Annotated in this window: 33 protein-coding genes, 1 tRNA gene and 1 pseudogene; 9 read left to right on the top strand and 26 right to left on the bottom strand. The window is 65.6% G+C overall.

The genetic code is table 11. The features are described from left to right. Genes J2753_RS09835 through J2753_RS09720 form a run of 24 tightly spaced genes read right to left on the bottom strand, consistent with a single transcriptional unit; the run spans position 1 to position 12,948 of the window. The gene (locus J2753_RS09835; protein WP_209491804.1) at positions 1–504 is read right to left on the bottom strand and encodes an uL15m family ribosomal protein; all 504 of its coding nucleotides are present in this window, start codon (positions 502–504) and stop codon (positions 1–3) included. Next, on the bottom strand, positions 504–962 hold the full coding sequence (locus J2753_RS09830) for a 50S ribosomal protein L30 (protein ID WP_209491803.1): 459 nt from the start codon (positions 960–962) through the stop codon (positions 504–506). The genes J2753_RS09835 and J2753_RS09830 overlap by 1 nt, the downstream gene beginning before the upstream one ends. Further along, on the bottom strand, positions 962–1,615 hold the full coding sequence (locus J2753_RS09825; RefSeq protein ID WP_209491801.1) for a 30S ribosomal protein S5: 654 nt from the start codon (positions 1,613–1,615) through the stop codon (positions 962–964). Before J2753_RS09825 ends, J2753_RS09830 begins: the two co-directional genes overlap by 1 nt. After that, the gene (locus J2753_RS09820) at positions 1,612–2,169 is read right to left on the bottom strand and encodes a 50S ribosomal protein L18 (RefSeq protein ID WP_209491799.1); all 558 of its coding nucleotides are present in this window, start codon (positions 2,167–2,169) and stop codon (positions 1,612–1,614) included. Before J2753_RS09820 ends, J2753_RS09825 begins: the two co-directional genes overlap by 4 nt. Then, positions 2,169–2,636, bottom strand: coding sequence for a 50S ribosomal protein L19e (locus J2753_RS09815; protein ID WP_209491797.1), 468 nt, complete (start codon positions 2,634–2,636; stop codon positions 2,169–2,171). Before J2753_RS09815 ends, J2753_RS09820 begins: the two co-directional genes overlap by 1 nt. Beyond that, positions 2,633–3,340, bottom strand: coding sequence for a 50S ribosomal protein L32e (locus tag J2753_RS09810; protein ID WP_209491795.1), 708 nt, complete (start codon positions 3,338–3,340; stop codon positions 2,633–2,635). The genes J2753_RS09815 and J2753_RS09810 overlap by 4 nt, the downstream gene beginning before the upstream one ends. After that, on the bottom strand, positions 3,340–3,876 hold the full coding sequence (locus tag J2753_RS09805; protein ID WP_209491794.1) for a 50S ribosomal protein L6: 537 nt from the start codon (positions 3,874–3,876) through the stop codon (positions 3,340–3,342). The genes J2753_RS09810 and J2753_RS09805 overlap by 1 nt, the downstream gene beginning before the upstream one ends. Then, complete coding sequence (locus tag J2753_RS09800; RefSeq protein WP_209491792.1) at positions 3,876–4,268, bottom strand: 30S ribosomal protein S8; 393 nt, start codon at positions 4,266–4,268, stop codon at positions 3,876–3,878. The genes J2753_RS09805 and J2753_RS09800 overlap by 1 nt, the downstream gene beginning before the upstream one ends. A gap of 2 nt (positions 4,269–4,270) precedes the next feature. After that, positions 4,271–4,462: a 30S ribosomal protein S14 gene (locus tag J2753_RS09795; RefSeq protein WP_209491791.1), complete on the bottom strand. Its 192-nt coding sequence runs from the start codon at positions 4,460–4,462 to the stop codon at positions 4,271–4,273. Further along, positions 4,459–4,983 (bottom strand): 50S ribosomal protein L5, encoded by a 525-nt coding sequence (locus J2753_RS09790; RefSeq protein ID WP_209491789.1) that lies wholly within the window; start codon positions 4,981–4,983, stop codon positions 4,459–4,461. Before J2753_RS09790 ends, J2753_RS09795 begins: the two co-directional genes overlap by 4 nt. Continuing rightward, the gene (locus J2753_RS09785) at positions 4,976–5,680 is read right to left on the bottom strand and encodes a 30S ribosomal protein S4e (RefSeq protein ID WP_209491787.1); all 705 of its coding nucleotides are present in this window, start codon (positions 5,678–5,680) and stop codon (positions 4,976–4,978) included. The genes J2753_RS09790 and J2753_RS09785 overlap by 8 nt, the downstream gene beginning before the upstream one ends. After that, positions 5,677–6,033: a 50S ribosomal protein L24 gene (gene rplX, locus J2753_RS09780; RefSeq protein WP_209491785.1), complete on the bottom strand. Its 357-nt coding sequence runs from the start codon at positions 6,031–6,033 to the stop codon at positions 5,677–5,679. Before rplX ends, J2753_RS09785 begins: the two co-directional genes overlap by 4 nt. Before the next feature lie 2 nt (positions 6,034–6,035). After that, on the bottom strand, positions 6,036–6,434 hold the full coding sequence (locus tag J2753_RS09775) for a 50S ribosomal protein L14 (RefSeq protein WP_209491783.1): 399 nt from the start codon (positions 6,432–6,434) through the stop codon (positions 6,036–6,038). Further along, positions 6,434–6,763: a 30S ribosomal protein S17 gene (locus tag J2753_RS09770; RefSeq protein ID WP_209491781.1), complete on the bottom strand. Its 330-nt coding sequence runs from the start codon at positions 6,761–6,763 to the stop codon at positions 6,434–6,436. The genes J2753_RS09775 and J2753_RS09770 overlap by 1 nt, the downstream gene beginning before the upstream one ends. Further along, entirely contained in the window at positions 6,754–7,251 is a 498-nt protein-coding gene (locus tag J2753_RS09765; protein WP_209491779.1) for a ribonuclease P protein component 1, read from the bottom strand. The genes J2753_RS09770 and J2753_RS09765 overlap by 10 nt, the downstream gene beginning before the upstream one ends. Positions 7,252–7,257: 6 nt before the next feature. Next, the gene (gene rpmC, locus J2753_RS09760; protein ID WP_209491777.1) at positions 7,258–7,479 is read right to left on the bottom strand and encodes a 50S ribosomal protein L29; all 222 of its coding nucleotides are present in this window, start codon (positions 7,477–7,479) and stop codon (positions 7,258–7,260) included. Positions 7,480–7,482: 3 nt separating this feature from the next. Beyond that, positions 7,483–8,448: a 30S ribosomal protein S3 gene (locus tag J2753_RS09755; RefSeq protein ID WP_209491775.1), complete on the bottom strand. Its 966-nt coding sequence runs from the start codon at positions 8,446–8,448 to the stop codon at positions 7,483–7,485. Beyond that, positions 8,448–8,909, bottom strand: a complete 462-nt coding sequence (locus tag J2753_RS09750; RefSeq protein WP_209491774.1) for a 50S ribosomal protein L22 — start codon at positions 8,907–8,909, stop codon at positions 8,448–8,450. The genes J2753_RS09755 and J2753_RS09750 overlap by 1 nt, the downstream gene beginning before the upstream one ends. A gap of 3 nt (positions 8,910–8,912) precedes the next feature. Further along, complete coding sequence (locus J2753_RS09745; RefSeq protein WP_209491772.1) at positions 8,913–9,335, bottom strand: 30S ribosomal protein S19; 423 nt, start codon at positions 9,333–9,335, stop codon at positions 8,913–8,915. 3 nt (positions 9,336–9,338) lie between these two features. Next, positions 9,339–10,070 carry a 50S ribosomal protein L2 gene (locus J2753_RS09740; protein ID WP_209491770.1) on the bottom strand — a complete coding sequence of 244 codons (732 nt, stop codon included), beginning with the start codon at positions 10,068–10,070 and terminating at the stop codon, positions 9,339–9,341. Between the two features lie 2 nt (positions 10,071–10,072). After that, positions 10,073–10,327, bottom strand: coding sequence for a 50S ribosomal protein L23 (locus J2753_RS09735; protein ID WP_209491768.1), 255 nt, complete (start codon positions 10,325–10,327; stop codon positions 10,073–10,075). Beyond that, positions 10,324–11,070, bottom strand: coding sequence for a 50S ribosomal protein L4 (gene rpl4p, locus J2753_RS09730; RefSeq protein WP_209491766.1), 747 nt, complete (start codon positions 11,068–11,070; stop codon positions 10,324–10,326). Before rpl4p ends, J2753_RS09735 begins: the two co-directional genes overlap by 4 nt. Positions 11,071–11,076: 6 nt before the next feature. Continuing rightward, positions 11,077–12,093, bottom strand: coding sequence for a 50S ribosomal protein L3 (locus J2753_RS09725; RefSeq protein WP_209491764.1), 1,017 nt, complete (start codon positions 12,091–12,093; stop codon positions 11,077–11,079). Positions 12,094–12,111: 18 nt separating this feature from the next. Beyond that, positions 12,112–12,948: a putative RNA uridine N3 methyltransferase gene (locus J2753_RS09720; RefSeq protein WP_209491762.1), complete on the bottom strand. Its 837-nt coding sequence runs from the start codon at positions 12,946–12,948 to the stop codon at positions 12,112–12,114. A 241-nt stretch (positions 12,949–13,189) separates the two neighbouring features. Between J2753_RS09720 and J2753_RS09715 the strand changes: the two genes are divergently transcribed. The 7 genes and pseudogenes from J2753_RS09715 (at position 13,190) to J2753_RS09690 (ending at position 18,091) form a co-directional block, all read left to right on the top strand. After that, positions 13,190–13,260, top strand: a tRNA-Gly gene (locus tag J2753_RS09715). A gap of 256 nt (positions 13,261–13,516) precedes the next feature. Further along, entirely contained in the window at positions 13,517–13,912 is a 396-nt protein-coding gene (locus tag J2753_RS09710; RefSeq protein ID WP_209491760.1) for a VOC family protein, read from the top strand. Positions 13,913–14,090: 178 nt separating this feature from the next. After that, a complete protein-coding gene (locus J2753_RS09705; protein WP_209491758.1) occupies positions 14,091–15,476 on the top strand; it encodes a permease in 1,386 nt (461 codons plus the stop codon). 142 nt (positions 15,477–15,618) lie between these two features. Further along, positions 15,619–16,068 carry a universal stress protein gene (locus J2753_RS09700; RefSeq protein WP_209491757.1) on the top strand — a complete coding sequence of 150 codons (450 nt, stop codon included), beginning with the start codon at positions 15,619–15,621 and terminating at the stop codon, positions 16,066–16,068. A gap of 3 nt (positions 16,069–16,071) precedes the next feature. Continuing rightward, positions 16,072–16,275 (top strand): annotated as a pseudogene (locus tag J2753_RS14680) (PemK-like protein); the annotation flags it as partial. A 194-nt stretch (positions 16,276–16,469) separates the two neighbouring features. Continuing rightward, positions 16,470–16,859, top strand: a complete 390-nt coding sequence (gene tnpA / locus J2753_RS09695; RefSeq protein WP_209491755.1) for an IS200/IS605 family transposase — start codon at positions 16,470–16,472, stop codon at positions 16,857–16,859. Further along, positions 16,856–18,091: an RNA-guided endonuclease InsQ/TnpB family protein gene (locus J2753_RS09690; RefSeq protein ID WP_209491753.1), complete on the top strand. Its 1,236-nt coding sequence runs from the start codon at positions 16,856–16,858 to the stop codon at positions 18,089–18,091. Before tnpA ends, J2753_RS09690 begins: the two co-directional genes overlap by 4 nt. A 195-nt stretch (positions 18,092–18,286) precedes the next feature. On the opposite strand, the gene J2753_RS09685 is transcribed toward J2753_RS09690, so the two are convergent. Further along, the gene (locus tag J2753_RS09685) at positions 18,287–18,601 is read right to left on the bottom strand and encodes a hypothetical protein (protein ID WP_245334591.1); all 315 of its coding nucleotides are present in this window, start codon (positions 18,599–18,601) and stop codon (positions 18,287–18,289) included. Between the two features lie 116 nt (positions 18,602–18,717). On the opposite strand from J2753_RS09685, the gene J2753_RS09680 reads away from it, so the two are divergent. Together J2753_RS09680 and J2753_RS09675 are read left to right on the top strand one after the other, a co-directional pair. Further along, on the top strand, positions 18,718–19,407 hold the full coding sequence (locus J2753_RS09680) for a DUF1028 domain-containing protein (RefSeq protein ID WP_321168809.1): 690 nt from the start codon (positions 18,718–18,720) through the stop codon (positions 19,405–19,407). A gap of 67 nt (positions 19,408–19,474) precedes the next feature. Further along, a complete protein-coding gene (locus tag J2753_RS09675; protein ID WP_209491749.1) occupies positions 19,475–21,859 on the top strand; it encodes a hybrid sensor histidine kinase/response regulator in 2,385 nt (794 codons plus the stop codon). Here J2753_RS09675 and J2753_RS09670 read toward each other — a convergent pair. Next, positions 21,848–22,933, bottom strand: coding sequence for a glutamate--cysteine ligase (locus J2753_RS09670; protein ID WP_209491747.1), 1,086 nt, complete (start codon positions 22,931–22,933; stop codon positions 21,848–21,850). The genes J2753_RS09675 and J2753_RS09670 overlap by 12 nt on opposite strands. Between the last annotated feature and the right edge of the window lie 11 nt (positions 22,934–22,944).

Raw genomic sequence — 22,944 nt, 5'->3', positions numbered from 1 at the left:
TCAGTCCTCGCTGGCTTCTTCTGACTCGGCGGCCTGCTCGGCCTCCCGCTCGGCGCGCTCCTCGGCGCGCTCGGAGACGGTCGTCGAGCCACCAGCTGCCTCGATGAGCCCCGTCGCTGAGTCGCTGAAGTCGTCGGCGGTGACGTGCAGCTCCTGTCGGACCTGCCCGTTGCCGAGCACCTTCACCACGTCGACCTCCCAGCCGTCCTCGGCGACGTCGCGTGCGTCGATGGTGTAGGCGCCGTCGTCGTTCTCGGCGACGCCCTCCGCCGCCAGTAGCGCGGCGTCCTCGTCGATCTTCTGGACGCGCACTTCGGCGACGTTGTCCTGTACCTCCTCGGGCTGGGTGAAGCCGTGCTTCGCCCAGGGCCCGTAGTGGTGCATCTCGTGTTTGCGGCTCCCGGCCTTGCCGCGGCCGCCACGGTGTCCGGCGCCGCGCCGGTTCTTGTGGCTACCGCCGCTGTGGGTGCGGGATCCGCGCTGGCGTCGTTTCTTACTGGTCATTATCGCATCGCCTCCAGGAGCGGGTCGATGTCCTCGTGCGGACCGAGTTCACCGCCCGTGCTGTCGGGGTGCTTGATCCCGTCGTGGCCGCCACGCGGCGGGTGCAGACGGAGCGTCGGGGAGATACCCTGCTCTCGCAGGGTCGTCTCCTCGTCGAGCAGCGCTTCGGCAAGCGCCTCGAAGCTGTCGTACTCGGTCTCCTCGGCGACGAACGCCTCGTCGACGGCGGCGTCGCTCTCGAGGACGTCCGCACGCTTCTCGAGGACGAGCGCCAGCGTCTCCACGGACGGCTCGCCGAAGGCGACGAAGTCGTTGACCTTCGCCACCATCCCGTCGTACGTGTCGGCCTCGGGGACGAGGGTGGCGTGGTTGACGCGACCGAGGTTGAGCATCTCGAGGGTGTCTCGCTGGCCCGCGGTCATGTCGACCTCGCCGCGGAGCTGGATGATCGCCCGCATCAGTTGCCCACCTCACCTTCTGCCTCGCGCTGGACGCGCCGCGCGCGCCGCGGGGTGCGTGCCTGCGAGGCGTTCTCGAGTGCGTTGAACGTCGCTTTCGCGAGGTTGACCGTGGTGCGCGTGTTGCCGTCCGAACGGGTCCACGCGTCCTGGATGCCCGCAAGCTCGAGGATGTTCCGGACGGTCTCGGCGCCGGCCAGCCCGAGCCCCTGCGGGGCCGGGATGACTTCGACTTCGACCGAACCGGCCTTCCCCTCGGCCTTCCGGGTCAGCGAGTTCACGCCGCCGGCCTGGTCCTCCCAGGAGCCCGAGCCGCGGTCCACGCTGATGATGTTCATCTTGGCGACCTCGATGGCCTTCTGGATCGCACCGCCGACCTGGTCGTCACGACCCTCGGCGTAGCCGAGGTAGCCGTCGCGGTTGCCGACCACACAGACACAGCGGAACTTCACCCGCCGGCCCGAGTCGGTCATGCGCTGGACCATGTTGATGTCGAGGACCTCGTCCTCCATGCCGGGGAGGAGCTGGTCCACGATCTCGTGTTCCTTCAGGGGGAGCCCCGACTCCAGGGCCTCCTGCATCGAGGTGATCTCGCCTTCCTGTACCTTCTTTCCGAGCCGGGTTACCGGCTCCCAGCCGTCGTTGTGGCTCATTCGTAGTCCTCCTGGAGCGCCTCGCGCACGTCGTCGAAGTGTGCGGGTAGCTCCGCGGCGTCGAACTCCCCGCTGTAGAGGTCACCCTCTACCTGCTCGGCGTAGTCGGCGATATGCTCGCCGCGGTTACGCGACCAGTCCGCCAGCACGCTGTCGCTGTGGGGGATTTCGAGCCCTGCGTCGATTGCACCTTCCTGTACTGCAAACACCTTGTTGCCGGGCGTCGCCGTGTTGAGACCGATGTCGAGCACGGCCTCCGAGAGGCCGGCGTCGACGGCTCGCAGACCCGCCAGGAACCCGGTGAGGTACGCGCTCGGGAGATTGCCCGTGGGGGCCTCCCAGCCATACTCCGCCAGGTCCTCGCTGGACGCTGCGGCGTGGATCTCGTCGCCGTCCGGTCCGGGACTGGCCAGCTGCGCCCTGACGTGCTTGTTGCTCACCCGGGCGACCAGGCGAGGCTTGCCGGATTTCAGCAGGCGCAACCGCTGATGGTAGTCCGTCCGAACTTCACGGCGACGACGCATCGGCACTTTGTATCGTGGTCCTGTTGCCATTAGTCGTCGCCTCCGATGTCGACGTCGTAGTTGTTCTCCGCGAAGGCCTCGAGTCGGGCGACGCTGTCGAACTCGCCGCCACTGGCCTTGTTGTAGAGCTCGCGGTACTGGGTCCGGTCGAGGACCTCCTCGTCGTCGCGAAGCTCCTTCAGTCGGGCGCGCTGTGCGCGGATCCGACTGACCCACTCGTCTTTCTCACTGCGCCGCGCGCCGGCTTTCCCTTTGCGGGAGCCGGCGCCGGTGCGGTGGCCGTAGTCGCGCTTCTCCTCGCGTTCGCGGGCGCGGCCACGGGAGTTGGACTTGGGCTCTTCCGTGCGGATCGTTCCGTCCGCGATCAGATCGCGGATGTCCTCGCGGGTGATCGCTTCCGCGAGCTCGTCCTGTTCCTCCGGGTCGAACCAGATGCGGTTCTCGCCGACATCGAGCTCCTCGGCGGCGAGTCGCTTCTGTGCGCTCAGATCCGTCATTCCTCTACCTCCACTTCGACGTAGGTGGGGTTGAGCACGCGAATCTCGGCGTCCTCACATTCGTCCTCGATGCGCTCGCGCTTGCGAGCACCGACCTTCGAGGAGATGCGGACCGCCTGCGTGTCGCCGTCGACGCCGTCGAGGTCGTCGACGTTGTGGACGCGAACCTCCTCGAAGCCGCTGGGGTGGAGCCCACGGGCCGCCTTCGGCGAGCGGAAGCCCGCCTGCACCGTGTCGCCCTTCCCCTTGATGCCGCGGCGCTGCTTCGAGAGGGTGCCGCGCGGGCGTCGCCACGAGGTGGGAACGCGCTTTTTCTTGTGGTAGTCCTGTCGGTTGAACTGCGGCTTGCCCTCGCGGTGCTTCTGGGCGAGTGCGGCCGCAGTTTCGTCGTCGAGGTCCGGGGTCTTGTCGGCGTGGCCGCGAGGCTGGAGCTCCGTCTCCACTTCTTCCTCTTCCTCCTCGGCCTCCTCCTCGACCTCTTCCTCGATCTCGGCCTCGGTCTCCTCTTCGACTTCGAGGCCACCGACGTCGGCCTTGATACGGGCAGCCAGCGCGTTGCCGATGCCCTCGACTTCCGCCAGTTCGGACTGCGAAGCGGCCTTGAGGTCCTCGACGGAGTCGTAGCCGGCCTCGCTTAGGGTCTCGGCCTTCGACGGGCCGACACCGCTGATGTCCTCGATGTTGTCAGGTGCGTCGTCAGCCATCAGGCATCACCCGTGGGTTTCTGCGTGATGTAGACGCCGTCCTGGAACACGCGGTTGTCCTTGTCGCTGACCCGCGTGAGCTGTTCGATGTCCGCTGCGGTCTGACCGACGGCCTCCTTGTCGGAGCCCGAAAGCGTGAGCTCCTCGCCGTCGATCTCGACCTGCGTGTCGCCCCGGATGGGCGTCCGCCGCGGGGCGCGCTCGCCGAGGAAGTTCTCGATGACGATCTCCTCGCCCTGCACTTCCACCTGCATCGGGAAGTGGGCGTAGAAGACCTCCATCTCGTAGGTCCATCCCTCGGTTACGCCGTGGAACATGTTCCGGATGTGACTCTCGAAGGTACCGACTGTGGCGCGGGTCTTGGCGTCCGACTCATCGGGCGCCTCGATAGCCACGCTGCCCTCCGCGACGCTAACGGTCACGTCGGGGTACCAGAGCCGTCGCGTGACGGTTCCGTTGGGGCCCTCGACGGTGAGGTCGAGGTGGTCGATCTCCGCGGAGACGTCGTCCGGGATAGTGAGTTCTGTTCTACTCATCAGTAGACGTATGCGATGACTTGGCCACCGATGCCCTGTTCGCGGGCCTCGTAGTGGCTCATGACGCCGTGGCTGGTCGTGACGATGAGCGACCCGTAGTCCCGGGCCGGGAGGAACCGCTTCTCCCACTGCTCGTACTCGTCAGCGCCGACCGAGTAGCGGGGCTTGACCGCCCCGCAGTCGTTGATGGCGCCACTCAGTTCGACCTCGAACTTGCCTGCTCGGCCGTCTTCGACGAACTCGAAGCCGCCGATATACCCGCGGTCGTAGAAGACCTCGAGAATCTGGCCGATCACGTTCGAGGCGGGTGCTACCGTGTGGTCGAGGTGCCCGACGCTCTCGGCGTTGTCGATGCCGGAGAGGGCACTCACCAGTGGGTCGTTTCCTGCCATAGTTATCGATACTTCCGGAAGCCCATGCTGCGGGCAATCTCTCGGAAACACTGTCGGCAGACGAAGACGCCGTACTTGCTCACCAGACCCTCGGTGCGCTCGCAGCGTCGGCACTCCCGCTCCTGCGTGCTACCCTGGGTGGCGTGCTCGCCGGTTTCTTCGTTGCCGGTGTGTTCGCCGTCTAGCTCACTCATTCGTCGATCTCCACGTCGAATTCGGTCTCGAGGAACGCGATTGCGTCCTCGGCGGTCATGCGGTGCCCATCGGGGATCGAGCGGGAAACCTGGTCGCGCTTGGCGACGCGGTAGCCCGGTCGGACCAGCGTGACGGTCACGTCGAGCCCGTAGATACCCGTCTGGGGGTCGTACTCCTGACTCGGGAACGCGGTGTGTTCGTCGACGCCGAAGCTGACGTTGCCGGCGTTGTCGAACTGCGAAGCCGAGATGTCTGCGAGGGGGAGCGCGGTCGCAAGGAACTCCTCGGCGTTCTCGTCACGCAGCGTGACCTTCGTGCCGATGGGGTCGCCCTCGCGGATGTCGAACGCCTGCACGGTGCGCTTGGCGCTCGTTCGGACCGACTGCTGGCCCGTGATCTCCCCGATGATCTCCTCGGCGTTCCCGAGGTCGCGGCCACCCTGGCCGACGCCCATGTGGACGACGACCTTCTCGATGCTCGGTTCGCGCATCGGGTGGAACTCGGACTCTGCCTCACTCATCCTCATCACCCACGAAGTTCTCGTCGATGGTGACGACGTACTCCTCGACGGTCTCGAAGGAGTCGTCGTCGGTCGAGACGGTCACGGCGTTACTGCCGGAGCCGGGGGTGACGAGGATATCCTCGACCTCGCCGATCTCGCCGGCGTGTTGGCCGTCGACGGCGGTGACGAGCGCGTCCTCGCCGTACTCGAAGTGGGCAACGATCTCCTTGTCCTCGTTGCCAACGACCAGCGAGTCGCCGACACTGTAGTCGTCGGCGTCCTCGATCTGGATGGTCGAACCGTCGTGCAGCGAGAGCTGGAACGCTCCGCCGCTGACCTGACGCTTGCCGGTGATCTTGCCGAGACGGGACGCCGCGCTCTCCTCGTCGATCGGGGTGAGCGCGAGGCGGCCGCCCTCGCCGGGGAACACACGGAAGTACTCGTCACGGGCCGGGAACGCCAGGATGTCGAACATCCCGATAGGCCGGGCCTCGTCGGCGACAGCGTCGCCGTTGACGAGCACCGCGTCGTTGTTCAGTGCGTAGCGGGCCTCCTTGCGGGAGTCCACGTAGCCGAGCACGTCGCGCAGGACGATGAGCAGGGGAACCCCCTTCTCGCCGTGCGGACCCGCGTCGGCCTTGACCGTGAACGTCTCCTCTTTGCGTTCGACCGGCCAGGAGTTCGGTACCGAGAGTCGCTTCTGGTGGTTCGTCATTCGTTGTCCTCCTCGAGACGTTCCTGCCGGACCTCGTCCTCGAGGTCCAGGTCGGTCACGCGCACGTTCGAGGCGTCGAGCGGCCGGGGAACCTCCTCCCCGTCCGTCTTCTCCACGGTAACCTCCTCGACGTGGATGACTTCCTCCCGGAGGTCGACCTCCAGGACTTCACCCTCCGTGCCGGCGTGGTCGCCGCGAAGCACCTCGACGGTGTCGCCCGCGTTGACGCGGACGTTCCGCTGGCCGTACTCCTCGCGGAGGTCGGCCGTGAGCGTGGCCCGAACCTGCTTTTGCTTCTGGTGCAGGGGGGCGTCTCGCTTCTGGTTTCGTTGTTTGCGTGGCTGTCGTGTCATACTTAGACGATCATCGTCGCCGTGCTGGCGATGGTGCCGAACCGCTCTGCGACCTCACGAGCGACGGGCCCCTTGATCTCCGTGCCGCGGGGCTCCTCGTTCTCGTCGATGATGACGGCGGCGTTGTCCTCGAACTTGAGGCGCTCGCCGTTCGGTCGGCGGATCGACTTGCGCTGGCGAACGACCACTGCCTCGAGCACTTGGCGGCGCATTTCGGGCGTGCCCTTGGTGACCGAGACGGTGATCTTGTCGCCGATACCGGCTTTCGGGTGACGGTTCTTCGTCCCCGAGTAGCCGGCGGTGCTAATGACCTTGAGCTCGCGGGCGCCGGTGTTGTCGGCGCACGTGATCTTCGAGCCCTTCTCGAGACCCTGCGTGACGTCGGCTTTCAGTGCCTCCATCAGTCACCCCCGTCGTCGACGACGTCGACGACGACGTGTGATTTGGTCTTCGAGAGCGGTCGTGTCTCTGCGATACGGACCGTGTCACCCTCTTCCGTGTCGACACACGGCGGCAGGTGGGCCGGGACGCGGGATCGGCGTTTCATGTACCGGTCGTACTTCGGTACACGAACGTCGTACTCCCGCTCCACGACGACGGTCTTGTCCATGTCGGTGGAAGCGACTTCACCCTCGAGCGTCTGTCCCCGCACGGAGAGATCCCCGTGGAACGGACAGTTCTCGTCGGAGCAGGCCTCCTCCGGTTCTGCTACGTTCAGTCCTATTGCCATGTCGAATCACCCCCGCGCTCGGTTCGCGCGGCGGGTCGTGAGAGCAGTCTCGCGCCATCCACCGTTACGTAGACCGTATCCTGGCACTCGCCCGCGTCCGGGGAACACTCCCCGTCGTGCTGGCTCGTGGCGCGACCCTGACTCCGGGGCGCGGCGGACGGGCCAGACTTGCCGGGGCGGACCCCGGCAGTTTCCGTCCCGAGTTGAGATACGGACCCGGACGCCTCTCGGGCGTCCGCGGCTTCATCTGCAGCGGGAGTGACGCTCGCTCTCTGAGCGTCCTCCGCGTTCGTGATAGCGAACTCGAATCGGCTCCCCTCCTTGGGGATCTGCCGCACCCGACGCCCGTCGTCGACGTGAAACGTCTTCATCGTCTCGACCACGACACGGCCGCTGATCCCGACGAGATCGGGGTTGGCGGCGTCGGCTACCCGGACGGGCAGGCCGTTGAGTTCGTGTCGCGTGAGGGTGTCGGGTGTGAGTGCCATCGTGCGTTACTCCGCGTCTTCGGCGGCTTCGTCGCCTTCCTCGTGCTGGATCGTCTTGATCCGCGCGATCGTGCGGCGAAGCTCGCCGACGCGGCCGGGGTTCTCCGGCGCGCCACCCGCCGCCTGGACGGCACGAGCGTTGAGCAGCTCGGTTTCGAGCTCCTCGAGCTCGGCGTCCCGCTCGGCGGGTGTCATGTCTCGGATCTCTTCGGTGTAGAGAATCGCCATGTATTACTCCTCCGTTTCCGCTTCTTCGGATTCGGCCTCCTCCTCCATCTCGGAGACGAGGTCGGCGGCCTCCTCTTCGACTACTTCGTCGAGGTCCTCCTCCTCGGCGACCTCGACGGCCTCCTCGGAAGCGACGCCGACGTCCTCCTCCTCGGGGGAGCCGGGCTCGGCGGTCTCACGCGAGGAGTCGGTCTCGGCGGCCTCCTCGACGACTTCCTCGACGACCTCCTCGTCGATGACCTCTGCGGGGTCCTCGTCGGGGAGTTCGGGCTCCTCGTGCTGGGGAGCCTCGGGCGCTTCGCCCTCCTCGACATCCGCGAGCAGTTCCTCGACGCCCTCGCCGGTCTCTGCCTGCTCGACCTCCGGGGGCTCTGAGGTCTCGGTGATCTCGAAGTCGTCGGGAAGCTCGGCGTCCGGCCCGATCACCTTCACGGTGACGCCGATAGTGCCGAGCTTCATCACGGCGACGCCCTGACCCTCGTCGACGACGGTCTGGGCTGGCTCGCCGTTGTGCTTGATGTAGCCACGGTTGAACTTCTCCACGCGCGAGCGTGCACCCGTGACCTTCCCGCTGAGGACGATCTCCGCGCCGAGCGCGCCAGCCTCCATCATGCGGTCGATGGTGGTGTGGCCCGCCTTGCGGAAGTACCAGCCACGCTCGAGGGCGTTGGCCAGTCGGTCCGCGACGATCTGTGCGTTGAGGTCCGGCTCGTCGACCTCCTGCACGTCGATCTGCGGGTCCTCCATGTCGAAGCGGTCTTCGAGCTCGGTGGTGACCTTGCGGATGTTCTTCCCGCCCTTGCCGATCACCATACCGGGCTTCTCGGCTTTGAGGACGATCTGGGTCCCCATCGGCGTCTTCGCGATGTCCATGCCGCCGTAGCCGGCGCGGCTGAGTTCGTCCGCGAAGAACTCGTCGATCTGGCTCCGCTGGAGCCCGTTCTCGATGAACTGCTGTTCGTCGGCCATCAGTTATCGGCCTCCTCGAGGATCATTTCCACGTCCACTTCGACGGTGTTCCACGGGTCGGCGTTCCCGAACGCACGGGGGTTGCGGCCGACCTGCTCGCCGACCTTGTGGGCGGCGACGTGGGAGATAACCATCTCCGCACCGTCGAAGCCCTGGTGGTCGGCGTTGTTCTTGGCGTTGGTCAGCAGCTTGAGGAAGTCCTTGCTGGCCTTCTCGGGGTAACGGCCGGCGTCCCAGCCGTCGATGTCGGATCGGTGTCCGACGCCGCTGTTGTGCTGCTTGAACGGCACCGACTGGTCGCCCTCGATCACGTCGTCGAGGTACGACTCGGCCTCGGTGACCGTCTTGCCTTTGATGGCCTTCGAGATGGCCTTGCTGTGCTTCAGGCTGATCTGACGCTCTCGAAGCATGGCTTTCGCCGTCTCCTCCGGGTCGGCGTCGACGCTGTAGCTGATTCCCATAGGTTACTTGAGTGGCACGAACTTCGAGGACCGGGTCGCGCCGATGCCGGCCTGACCGTGTTCGACGGTGGATCGGGTGAGGTGGAACTCACCGAGGTAGTGGCCGATCATCTCGGGCTCGACCTTCACGCGGTCGAAGCTGTGGCCGTTGTACACCTCGAAGGTGACGCCGACGAACGACGGGAGGATCGGCATGTCACGCAGATGCGTGCGGAGCGGATCGTTGGCCGTCTCCTCCTCGCCCGCGTCGCGGGCCTCCTCGGCCAGCTTCCGGTGGTCGATGCCGAGACCCCGGTTGATAGTTCGCCGCGCACGGGCGGGAAGCAGTTCCGCGACCTCGTCGAGATCCATCTCTTGGAGGTCCTCGAGCGTGTGACCGCGGTAGGTGAACTCACCCTCGCGGCCGGTTCGGTATTCCGAGCTCATTGGTTAGTTCCCTCCCTTGCCACCGCCGCGGCCGGTGCGCTTGGAGGCGATGTCGCCCACCTTCCGTCCCGGCGGGGCGTCCCGCGAGACGGACTTGGGCTGACCGGGGTGCTGGCGGCCACCGCCACCGAACGGGTGGTCGACGGCGTTCATGGCGACCCCACGGACACGCGGGTATTTGGTCCCGCGGGCCTTCATCTTGTGGTGTTTGTTGCCGGCTTTGACGAACGGCTTCTCCGTTCGCCCACCGCCGGCGACGACGCCGATGGTGGCACGACACTCCGGCGGCAGGCGTCGGACTTCGCCGCTGGGGAGCTGGACGACCGCGACGTCGCGGTCGTGGCTCATCAGCTGTGCCGAGACGCCGGAGGCGCGGGCGAACTTCCCGCCGTCGCCCACCTGGCTCTCGACGTTACAGATCGGGACCCCTTCCGGGATCTCCGCGAGTGGCATCGTGTTACCGGGCTTGATCTCGGCGGAGACACCCACCTGCAGGCTGTCGCCGACGGTGATACCTTCGGGAGCAAGCACGAGACGGCGGTCGCCGTCCTCGAACTCGACGTCCGCCAGCGGTGCGCTGCGGGCGGGGTCGTGTTCGATGCCGACGATCTCGCCGGAGATCGTGTCTTCCTCCTCGCTTTTCTTGTGTTCGAGGTCAGCCTTGTAGCGGTGCGACGGCGCCCGGAACGTGGGCGAGCCGCGACCACGTCGCTGCCCCTGAATTCGTCGTCCCATTATCAGAACACCCCGATCCGCGAGGCGATCTCCTCTGCGTCGTCGTCCTCGGACAGACGCACGATGGCTTTCTTCTCACCGCGTGGCGTGACCATCGTGTTGATCGACACGACGCCCACGTCGTAGCGGGACTCGATCTCCTCTTTGACGGTACCCTTGTCGGCGTCGATGTGGACGATGAACTGGAGCTTGTTGTCGAAGTCCATCTGGTCCATCGCCTTCTCGGTGACCAGCGGGTGCTCGATGACACCGCTCATCGGTCAGCCACCTCCTCGACGGCGCTCTCGGTCCAGAGCGTGAGTCGGCCGGCGTGGGTCCCGGGCGCGAGGTCCTCGGTGTTGACATCAGTCGCGGTGGCGATGTCGACGCCCGCGAGGTTGCGGGCGGCACGCGAAGGCTCCTCGCTGGTGACGACGAGCACCGAGTTGGGCTCGTCGTACTTCCGGCCACGGGTCGTCCCGCGGCCGGCGCGGATGGACTTGCCCTCGTCGGCACGCACGACGTCGTCGTGGATGCCCAGCGCCTCGAAGGCCTCGACGGCCTCCTGGGTCTTGTTGAGGTCCTCGAACTCGTCGCTCACGACGAGCGGGAGGTCGAGGTCGTCGTCGAAGGCGTGCCCGCGCTCGGCGACGCGCTCTGCGTCGGTCGTGGCGGCGATGGCAGAGCGGGTCGCGAGCTTTCGCTCCTTGTCGTTGACCTTCTTGCCCTGGTCCTTCTCGGCTTTCGGCGGGTGTGCCGCGCGGCCACCGACGGCCTGCGGGACCCGACGGGCCTGTCCGTTCTCCTGTGGCACGTGCGCCATGCCGCGGCCCGACCCCATCGACTCGGCGGGGGTGCGGAGGCCGGCGAACTCGTCGGCGCCGTAGGCCTGCTTTCGGTTGGCCTGGGCGGCGTGCACGGCGCCCTTGATGAGGTCCGGGCGGAACGTCGTCTCGAAGACCGCCGGGAGCTCGAGGGAGTCGCCGTCCGAGCCGTCCAGGTTTCGGATAGTTGCTTGCATTGTGTGTTACCCTTGGTTGGAGGCCGTCGAGACGTAGCGCACCTCGGGGTCGAGGCGCGGTTGGTCGTTCGGCCGAATCGAGGGACGGAAGCGAATCAGGCGCTGATCGGGGCCCGGCAGCGAGCCCTTCACGAGCGCGTAGTGCCCGTCGACCTCGCCGTAGTTGACGAAGCCGCCGTCGACGGAGGCGTCGTCGCCCTCGCCGAAGTCGATCAGGCGCTTGTTGAGTTCCGTCCGCTGGTGGTAGCCGGTCTGGCCCTGCTGAGGAACCGTCGAGCGAACGCGGCTCGGGTTCCACGGGCCGAGGTTACCGATGCGGCGCCGCCAGCCCTGACGGGCGTGCTTGCCCTTCCGCTTCTGGACGCCCCAGCGCTTGACGGGACCCTGCGTCCCTTTCCCTTTCGTGATACCCGAGGCGTCGAGATACTCGCCCGCTCGGAAGACGTCGCCGAACTCGTGTTCGCCGCCGTCCTCGACCAGGTCGAGCGCGAACTCGGCGCGCTCCTGCAGGGAGCCACCGCCGACTCGCGTCTCCATCACGTCGGGTTCCTTCTTGGGGACGTTCTGCAGCGTCGCGGGAGTGGTGTGGGTGATGACGCGGAGGTCATCGACCTTTCCCTCCTCGACGAGCGCTCGCAGTTCCTCAGCGTCGCCCTCGAAGTCGTTTTCGGCCGGCAGGTCCAGCGCGCGGTCGAGTTCGTCGTGGAACTCGGACGTCCAAACCTCGGTAGCCGGCTTCGATCCGTACGCCGTATCTTCGTAGGCTCGCACGGCGATTGCGTGCATCGGGGGGGTCTCGACGACGGTAACGGGGACGGACTCCTCCATCCCGTTCCGCGGCGAGTCCTCCTCGTCGTTGACCATCACGACGTGGGTCATGCCGGCTTTGTAGCCAGCGAAGCCCTGCAGTGCAGGGGAACCCTCGTCTTCCGGCCACGAGCGAATACGCGGCACTTCCGACGCCGCACGCGTTCGCGGGCCGAAGCCCAGCGAGCCTTTTCGTGGTCTGCTTGGTTGTGGCATGTTCGTTTTCCTCCGCGCTCAGTCCCTGAGCGCGAGCGGGGCGAGTGTGGCAAACACCGCTTCTTCGGTGCGCACCACCTCGCTGCCCTGATTCGGAACCGTATTCAGCCAGAGGTCGAACCCGTTCGAGTCGGGTTCGACGGGGAGATCATCGGGGGATACCCCCATGATCTCCGGAAGCCCGCGGCCCGGCGAGCCGAAGACGACGGTCGCGCCGTCCCGGTAGCGCGGGGCGATGTCGGCCAGTCGTGATCGGGTGAACTCCTCACCGTGTCGCGACGTGCCGATGCAGACGCCCGCGTTCTCGCGGGCGAGGGCTTCCTTGATGTCCCCGCAGGCCTCGACGGTGAACCCCGAAGGGTCCTCGTCGACGAGGCGTGCGCGGACGGGTTCTCTCGAAGAGACCCTGACTGTGACGCGCTCCCCCTCCTCGACCGCCATCGACGGCGGGACGAGCAGAGAGATCGGGTGTTGCAGTCCGCAATTGACCCGGACGCGGTCGTCAGGTCCGACCTCGGTCACGATTCCTTCTCTCGACTCCGAGCTTTCACCCTCGGAGCCGGTCCGTGGAGAGACACGCATGGGGGGGAGAACGCCTGCATAGCGCAGTTCGTCGCGTTGGTCCCAGACCGCCTTCCGGAGGTAGGGGGGTGTGGCCGCGTAGGCCAGCACCGTGCGAACGAACGTCCCGCCCCAGCGGCCCTCGGCTTCCCGGTCGGGGAAGACGAGGATTCGCTCGACCCGGTAGATAGCCGCGGCGCGGGCGACGTATCCGATCTTCCGTGTCGCCTCCCGCTTGTCCTCGGCCTCTCGGACGAGCGACGACGGAACGACGAGTGTTGTGCCGTCCGTCATGTGCCTCGCCACTGGACTGTATCCGAACTACCGAACGCCACCGTAAAAGGGTAGCGACTCGTGGCCCGCCTGTGAGGCCGTCACACTCACGGAGACGCCCGCTGTCGGGGTTTGACGCCGGCGGGGGCGTCGACGCCGCCGAGCCGTGACAGTCGTCAACGGTACCCCGACGCCGGCAGTCGATTGGAAGCGTTTCGGAAGGCTTAATAACGAAACCCCACTTGGTGAGAATGCGAAGAACGCGCTGGTAGTGTAGTGGTATCACGTGACCTTGCCATGGTCACAACCTGGGTTCAAATCCCAGCCAGCGCATACTTTTCCGCGTCGCCAACTACTGAGGGCCGAGTCTCGTCTCGGCCCAGATACTGGCGACGCGTGTCTGCGTGTCGCTGGGATTCTGAAGCAGGGAGTGGAGCGAAGCGGAACGACCGTGGTTCAAATCCCAGCCAGCGCATTTCTATCGACGCCACTGTTCGAGCGGCGAGCTTTGTGAGCCGCGAGTCGGCGTCGACACCCCGTAACGATCCCTGCCCACATTGCTTAGTAGCCTCGCCACCGACCCCCGCGTATGAACGCCGCCCACCTCGACCACGTCAACCTCCGGATCCCCGCGGACCGCGTCGACGACGCCGTCGCGTTCTATCGCGACACGCTCGGCTTCGTGTTGGAGGACCTCGACGCCTACCGCGCCGGCGAGCGACCGATCTTCTCGATCCGCCTGTCCGAGACCAGCCTGATCCACCTCAGCCCGAGCGAGCAGTTCGACCCGCCCGCGGAGGCGAACTTCGATCACGTCGCGGTCGTCGTCGAGGACTCCATCGGCGCCATCGAGCAGCAGCTCCGCGACGCGGGCGTCGAGATCGAGCGCGGCGCTCGCGACCTGAAAGGCGCAACAGGAACTGCCCCCGCGCTCTACGTTCGCGACCCGTTCGGCTACCGGATGGAGATCAAAACGGCCGGCTGACTACTCAGCCTCGACCGGCGTCCACTCCACCATCTCGACGTCCCCCTCGCCGTCGGGACCCGCGATTTCGACCCCTTCCCGGTCGACGTGCCCACGTCGGCGCGGGTCGCGGTCTCGTTCCTTTTGACTGCCTACCTGAAGGACAACTCTAAAAGATGGTCCCTTCGAAATGACACCTATGGTGGAGACGATGATCGATGGTATCCTCGAAGCCCTTCGCATCGGGGTCGGCTTCCTGTGGACGGCGGCCTGGGCGATCATCATGGGCCTCACGGTCACGAGTCTCGTCCAGGTTTACGTCTCGAAGGAGCGAATGGCACAGGTGCTGGGTGATGGTGACCTGAGCGGTCTCACCAAGGCGACCGCGTTCGGAGCGGCGAGCAGCGGGTGTAGTTTCGGCGCCGTCGCTATCGGGAAGGGGCTGTTCAAGAAGGGAGCCCACGCGGTGAACTTTCTCGCCTTCATGTTCGCGTCGACGAACCTCATCGTCGAACTCGGGTTGATGATCCTCATCCTGCTGGGCTGGGAGTTCCTCGTCGCGGAACTGCTCGGTGGCCTCATCCTCATCGCCGTCATGGCCGTCATCGTCCACCTCACGCTCCCCGAGAACCTGTTCGACGAGGTCCGAGAAACGCTCAACGAGCGCGACCGGGAAATGGGCGTCATGGAAGACCCCACCTGTGGGATGGAGGGGAAAGACGAGTACACCCTCACCACTGACGGCGGCGAGACACTGGAGTTCTGCTCGGAGGGGTGTATGGAGACGTACCTGCAGGAGGCGTCCAGCCGTGGTGGCTGGCGCGAGGAGTTGCTGTCGTGGGGCGGCTGGTACAAGGTCGGGAACCAGTACCGCAAGGAGTGGTCGATGATCTACAAGGACGTCATCGCCGGCTTCCTCATCTCGGGGTTCGTCATCGTCTTCGTCCCCCAGTGGGTCTGGAACACCCTGTTCATCCAGGGCGACGGCCTCCTCGTAACTGCCGAGAACGCGATCATGGGCGTCGCCATCGCCGTCATCAGCTTCGTCGGGAGCATGGGCAACGTCCCGTTCGCCGTCGCGCTCTGGGGCGGCGGCATCAGCTTCGCCGGCGTCATCGCGTTCGTCTACGCCGACCTGATCACGATCCCCGTGTTGAACGTCTACCGGAAGTACTACGGCTGGAAGATCATGCTGTACATCCTTGGCGTCTTCTTCGTCACGATGGCGTTCACAGGCTTCCTCATGGAGCTACTGTTCGACGCGTTGGGTATCGTTCCGGACCTCGCGAGTGGGGAGACCGCGACCGAACAGACGTACTTCGAGCTGAACTACACCTTCTACCTCAACCTTCTGGCCTTTGCTCTCTCCGGCTTTCTCCTGTACGTGTATCGTCGCGGCCTCGGTGCGCCGGGTCAGTACCGCGACCCGGTGTGTGGCATGCGGACCGACGACAGCGGGCCGGCGGCGACTCACGACGGCGAGACGTACTACTTCTGCTCGAAGAACTGCAAGCAGACGTTCGAAACAGAGCCGGATGAATACGCCACCGGACATCCGAAGGTGATGGACGGCCACGACCACTGAACTACGCTCTCGGGATTCGCTTCGGCTGTACAGAGATCGGTATCGCCTCATCTGTGCGAAGACCCGTCTGAAGCCCCTCGGCCCTCCGCACGATGGGAATCGGAAGTCGGTTTTATTGTGGGTGCCTTCGAAATTCGGCTGAATGTACGACCGGATTTTACTGTCGACAGATGGGACAGTTGCGTCTGAAGAGGCGGAAACGCACTCCCTTGATCTTGCGGCTGCTCACGATGCTGTCCTTCACGTACTCTACGTCATCGATGAGGACGTCGTGACTGCGTACAGCGGCGACGAGTACGTCGACGAAGCTGAAGGCCCCGAACACGGCCTCGAAGAACACGGCGAGGAGACGCTCTCGGAGCTTCGAAGCCGCGCATCGGACGCCGGCGTCGACGTTGAGACGGCGATGCAGCATGGCCGGCCTGCCGAGACTATCGTGGGGCATGCTGACGATCACGACGCGGATCTGCTCGTGCTCGGAACGAAGCGGCGGCCGGATGAGTATCGTGCGCTGCTTGGAAGTGTCACCGACCGCGTCCTCCGCCTGACGACTCGCCCAGCGACGGTCGTGAAAACCGAAGTCGACGAGTAGCGAACGACCGATTCCTATCACGAAGAATCACTCCCACTCCGGGACGACGAGTACGAGGGCGATCCACTCGGCGAACAAAGCCACGTCCTCCCCTGATCGCTCGCGACCCTCAACTGTGCTGCAGACGTCGAGCACTATCTGGCCTCTCTGGTCGACGACCGAACCGAGGATGTGGCAAACCAGTTGATCGGCTACATCTCTTCCTGAACGGGTTTGGCACTGCCAATAGCGACACCGAAAGCACACGGACCCCTGATGGAGACCAATAGCGCATACCTCCGTCTTCAGGCGGAGGTCAAGCGGTAGGCATAGTGCGTCAATCCGCGAGTCCCGCCATTACTGGATTTCCCACGCTTCACCGAAGGTGTTAAGACGCTGACGAACCATAGTGTGCAACACAGATGAAGACCACACGGCACGCGACCTACAACCTCAACTATCACATAGTGTGGTTGCCGAAGTACCGCAACTCGGTACTCGTCAACGAGGTCGCCGACCGTGTGCGAACCATCCTCCACGAAATCGCCGACGACAAGGGCTTGGAAATTATCGACCTCACCGTTCAGCCCGACCACATCCACCTGTTCGTCAGTAGCCCGCCGAAACACGCCCCGTCACTTCTCGCCAACTGGTTCAAAGGCATCAGTTCGCGGAAATACAATCACCGCTACGCCGACCACGATGGCGAGAAAATCAAGTGGGCACGCGGCTACTACGCAGGAACAGCAGGACACGTTTCGAGCGAGACTGTCGAGAAGTACATCCAGCGTCACGAGGAGGACGAACAGTGACCGAACTCACCGAGACGTTGGAACTGAAGCTTGTGGAACCGAATGCACACAAGCATCGGAAACTCTGCAAGACGAAACAGGCGTACCAAGACGCGCTCGAAGCGGCGTTCACCGCCAACTGTACCACGCAGTCGGCGGCCAACGACGTGGTGGTCAACTACGACCTGAGCGGCTACGCGAAGAACGCGCTCAAGAAGTACGTCCCGCAACTGTGTGGCGGAAGCTACGACGCGAAAGAGATTCACGACGACCACCCTGTACGGTTCACGAACGAAGGGCCGAAGCTCGACCACAAGCCACAGAACGCCATCGAGTGGTACGTCAAAATCCCGCACCACGACGACTACCACCTCTGGTTGCCCGCACAACCGAACCCCGAACAGCGGGAGTGGTTGGAAGCGTTGCACGCAGGAGACGCGACGATTGGTGAGTGTCGTCTGTTCGACCGTGGCGGTGAGTGGTACTTCCACATCGTCGCTACGCGGGACGTGGAGGAACGAGAAACCAGTTCGGCGGAGACGCCGATTGGGGTAGACATCGGGGAAGCCTCTTTGTTAACGGTGTGTCACCGTGACGAGCGTGGCTCCCCGACTGCTCCCAACCTCTGGAACGACGAAGGCAAGACGGTTCGACAACTCCGTGAGACGTACTTCACGGCGACTCGACGCCTTCAGAAACGTGGAAGCGAACGTATCGCTGAAATCTACGGTGACGAGTTGTGGCGACATATCGACCACATCCTCCACACGGTCACGTCGGAGGCCGTCACCTACGCCGACCAATTCGAGAGCCCCGTGCTGGTTCTGGAAGACTTGTCGCACATCCGTGAGAACATGGACTACGGCGCGTTCATGAACCGGCGACTCCACGGATGGGGATTTGCGAAGATGCACGCTCAGATTCGCTACAAAGCGGCTGCGAAAGGGATTCGTGTGGAGACGGTAAATCCCGCGTACACCTCGAAGACGTGCCACTGTTGCGGTAAACAGGGCTACCGTCCGAAGCAGGCGACGTTCAAGTGTTCCAACTCGGAGTGTTGGGTTTCGGAGTTCCAAGCAGACGTTAACGCCGCGCTCAATATTGCAGACCGCTACCTCGGCGGAGAGAGCCATTCAAGAGAACACACGAGTGGCGATGACTCGGCTGAGGAAGGGGGACGTTTGACCGTCCCACAAGACAGCCAAGCCGATGCTGACACCCAGCAAGAGACGCTTGGAACGTATGCGTCTTGAAACCTTAGGGCCGTGCTCGGCCTGAAATCCCATGGTGGGATTCCCGCGACTTTAGGCGCGGGAGGAGGTCAAGACGAGACGCGAAGCGTCTCGAACCACTTGACCCCGAGGCGGTTCACGAGCGGCCGTCATCGCTTGCGGCGACGCCGAATACCCAGCGTCGGCGACGACTCCTGAAAGCCCTCGGCCCCGCCGTCAGTTGCCACCATTAGGGGTCGCATCACCCTCGTCGTCGATGTCGCCGAGTGTTTCGTCGACGCTACGGTCCAGCGTCGCTTCGGTTTCGATGCGCACGACCCCCGGGAGCGAACAGAGGTCGTCGAGGGCCGCCTCGGGTACGCGAATCAGCCAGCAGTCGAACTGCAACTCCGCGGCTACCTCGCCGCCGGCGTCGTCGACGGCCTCCTGGAGCGCCGCCGGGTCGGCGTCGGGGTCGAGTTCCACGACAAGTCCAGCCGTCTCCGGGCCGGGGTCGCGCCGCATCCGTCGCACCGGATGTGAGAGATACATAGTGAGCGATGGCGGCGCCGTCGCGCAAAAGCGTTCTGTCACGGCCGGAACGTTCAAGCCTAAAACCACCCCACGTTCGGTGTGTTCAACAGTGCCACGGTCGGAGGGGGGCGACCGTGACGATCTCCATCGCGGCCCGCGATCCCGACACCGACCAGTACGGCGTCGCGGTGGCCTCGGCGTTCCCGGCGGTGGGCGCCGTCTGCCCGTGGGTCAGCGCCGACGGCGCCGTCGCCACGCAGTCGTGGGACGCCGGCGCCGACTACGGCGAGCCGATCCTCTCGCTGCTCGATCAGGGGCTCTCGCTCCCGGCCGCGGCCCAGACGCTGATCGACGACCGGCCGGGTGCCCAAGGCGTCCAACTCCACGGGATCGACGCCGACGGCACCATCTACGCCCACACCGGCGAGAAATGCGTCGAGCACGCCGGCCACGTCGTCGGCGAGAACTACACCGTCGCGGGGGACCTCCTCGCCAGCCCGGACGTGACCGAGGCGACCCAGTCGGCGTTCGAGCAGGCCACTGGCCGCTTCACCGACCGCCTGCTGACCGCGCTGGAGGCCAGCGAGGACGCCGGCGGCGACACGCGCGGGGACAACCTCAGCGCCGCGGTGTTGGTCCAGGCCGACCCCTCGAAGCTCTACCACAACCTCCGGGTCGACAGCCCCGGCCAGCCAATCGCTGACCTCCGGGCGGCCTACGAGTCGGCGCTCGAGACCGAGCGCGAGATGGACGACGACGAGATGGAGAAGTTCTGGGGTGACGCCGTCCCCGAGTCGATACGGGAGTACCCGATCCGCTATTGATCGCTGGAACGGCACCCGTAACCGAGCCCCATTTACTTATACCCGGACGACCTATCAGGCTGTATAGATGACCGTTTCGTCTGACACGATCTCTATCCTCCACGTCGACGACGATCCGGCGTTCGCGGAGCTTGCGGCGACGGTTCTCGAAGCCGAGCACGAGCGGTTCGCAGTCCACACGGCCGAGAGCGTGCGCGACGCGCGGGAGCGACTCGACGGCGACGCGGTCGACTGCATCGTCTGTGACTACGAGATACCCGACGAGAACGGCCTCCAGTTCCTCCGATCCGTCCGCGAGGACCATCCGGATCTCCCCTTCATCCTCTACACCGGGAAAGGCAGCGAGGAGGTCGCCAGCGAGGCGATCTCTGCGGGCGTCACCGACTATCTCCAGAAGCAGGCCGGCACCAGCCAGTACACCGTGCTGGCCAACCGAATCGCCACTGCCGTCGACCAGTACCGCGCCGAGCAGGTCGCCGAGGCCACCGAACGGAAGCTCCACCAGCTCGCCGAGAAGAGCGACGACGTCCTGTTCATGTTCGACGCCGACTGGGAGGAGACCCTGTTCATCAACTCCGCCTATCAGGAGGTCTTCGGCGGCTCTATCGCCGAGCTGGAGGGAGACTCCTGTGCGTTTCTCCAGCACGTCCACCCGGAGGACCGGTCGACCGTCCGCCGGACGATGAGGGCTGTCTCGGCGGGCACGCCCGAGGAGATCGGGTTCCGAATCGTCGCCGGCGACGGCGACGTGCGACTGGTTCACGCCGAGGCCAAGCCGATCCTCGACGACGGCACCGTCACGCGGATCGTCGGCATCATTCGGGATATCACCGAACGCACGCGACGCGAGCGCGCGATCCAGGCGCTCCACGAGACCGCCCGGGAGATCTGGCACAGCGAATCCCACGAGGCCGTCGCGGAGACCGTCGTCGACGCGGGCCGGGACATCCTCGACATGCCGATCAACTCCGTCCATCTCTACGACGAGGACGACGACTCGCTGTATCCGGTCGCCGCGACCGACCGGGCGACCGAGTTCGTCGGCGAGATCCCGACGTTCGAACGCGGGGAGGGGTTCGCCTGGCAGGTGTTCGAAACCGGCGAGCCACGGCATTTCGACGACGTGTCGACCCAGCCAGGCCGACTCAACGACGAGACCAACGCCCGCAGCGAACTGATCCTCCCGCTGACCGGCCACGGCGTGCTCCACGTCGGATCGCCGGAAACCGGCACCTTCGACGAGACGGACGTCTCGCTGATGCAGACGCTGGCCGCCCACGCCACGAGCGCGCTCGATCAGATCGAGCGCGAACGCCGCCTCACCGAACTCCAGGAGCGCACCCAGCGGTTGATGCACACCGCAACGAAGGAGGACACGGCGAAGGCCGCCGTCGAGGCGGCCCACGACATCCTCAACTCACCCTCCGGCGGCGTCCACCTCGTCTCGGAGGACGGCGGCGCGCTCCCCCCGACCGCGGTGGTGGACACGTACCGCGAGGCGTTCGAGCCGCCGACCTACCGCCGGGACGACGACAACCCGATATCGAGGCTCGTCTGGGAGGCGTTCGAGACGGGCGAGGTCGTCGTCATCGACGACGTGCGGGAGCGCGAGGGCCTCACCGAGCGCTCGCCGGCCCGGAGTGCGATCATCCACCCCCTCGGCGAGTACGGCGTGTTCATCGTCACGGCGAACCAGCCCAACGCCTTCGACCCCTCGGACAAGACCTACGTCGAACTCGTGGCGACCTCGCTGACTACCGCGCTCGAGCGAGTCCAGCGGGAGACGAACCTCCAGAAGCGCGAGCACACGCTCGAACGACAGAACGAGCGCCTCGAGCAGTTCACCAACATCGTCTCCCACGACCTGCGGAACCCCCTCAACGTCGCCGATGGGCGGCTGGCACTGCTCCGAGAGGAGTGTGACAGCGAACATCTCGACGCCATCGGCCGTGCCCACGAGCGCATGGACGCGCTGATAACGGATCTGCTAACACTGGCCCGCGAGGGCGACACTGCGACGGAGGTCGGCCCGGTCGAGGTGGCGACGCTCGCGACGGAGTGCTGGCGCAACGTCGACACTGAAGACGCGACACTCCGAACGACGACCGACCTGACGATCCGGGCCGACGAGAGCCACCTCCGCCAACTGTTCGAGAACCTGACGCGGAACTCGGTCGAACACGGTGCTGCCGACGTGACAGTCAGGGTCGGGGACCTCCCCGATGGGTTCTACGTCGCCGACGACGGCTCCGGGATCCCCGACGACGAGCGCGAATCGGTGTTCGAGGCGGGCTACTCCACGTCGACGGACGGCACCGGTTTCGGCCTGAGCATCATCGAACAGGCAGTCGATGCCCACGACTGGGAGATCGAGATCACCGAAAGCGAGGCTGGTGGCGCGCGCTTCGAGATCACCGGCGTCGAAACCGTCGACGCCCCGCTACAGGATTAGCGACTCCCGCAGTTCCGCGGCGCCGCGGGTCTCGTGGATCCGCCGCTGGCGCCGACTCCCGCTCTCCTGATCGAGGAGGTTCGCGAGCGCGTCGTTGCCGATCCGGTTGCAGGTGCGCTCGACGGCGTCCGCGAGCGTGACCGTCGACTCGCCGTCCCGGTCGACGAACGTCGCGTCGTGGCCGTGCCGAGTGGCGCGCCACTTGTTCTCGTCGAGGAGTTCGCGGCGCAGCCCCGGGCCGAGCCGTTCGGCGCCGTCCTCGTAGCGCTCCGCGAGATCGATCACCATCGCGTGGATCCCCTCGACGAACGCCTGCACGACCGCGGGGTCGGCCTGCGCGTCGGGCGCCCGGATCTCGACAGTGCCGTGGCCGGTGTGGGGACGCACGTCGAACCAGAGTTCGCCGCGGTCCTCGACGGACCCCTGCTCGACCATCCGGCGCTCGTAGCGCTCGAACGCCTCGTAGTCCGCAAAGCGGGTGGGCATCCCGGTGTTCGGGAGGTTCTCGAAGATCTTCGCCCGCGCCGAGGCCAGTCCGGTGTCGAACCCGTTCCAGAACGGGGAGTTCGCCGACAGCGCGAGCAGCGGCGGGAGGTCCCACCGGAGTTCGTTCGCGATCCAGACCGCCTTCTCCGGGTCGTCGACGCCGACGTGGACGTGCAGACCGGCGGTGGTGTTGCGGTGTTGTGGGTACTGGATCCGTTCGAGTTGGGAGCGGTAGCGCGGCTTCTCGGCGTGGTCCAGTTCGCGCCAGCGGGCCTCGGGGTGGAGCCCCGCGGCGGCGATGCGGTAGTCGTGGGTCTCGGCGTGTTCGACCAGCGCCTCCCGCACGGCGAGCAGGTGTTCCTCGGCGTCGGCAACGTCCTCGATCAGCGGCGTCTGGGTCTCGATGGTGAACTGGAACAGTTCGTGATCCAGTTTCCCCGCCAGCGGCTCCGGCGGGTCGCTGTCGCCGTACACCAGTTCGTCGATGCCCGACACCGGCTGTCCCTCCTCGTCGACGACGTAGAACTCCTCCTCGACCCCGAGGGTACCCATGCGGTCGAAGTTCGCCCGGGAGCCCAGTTCCTCCATTTGCCCGCTAC

Source organism: Halolamina salifodinae, from assembly GCF_017874235.1.
In the GTDB taxonomy this organism is placed as follows: domain Archaea; phylum Halobacteriota; class Halobacteria; order Halobacteriales; family Haloferacaceae; genus Halolamina; species Halolamina salifodinae.
This window is presented reverse-complemented; position numbering and strand designations above follow the sequence as displayed.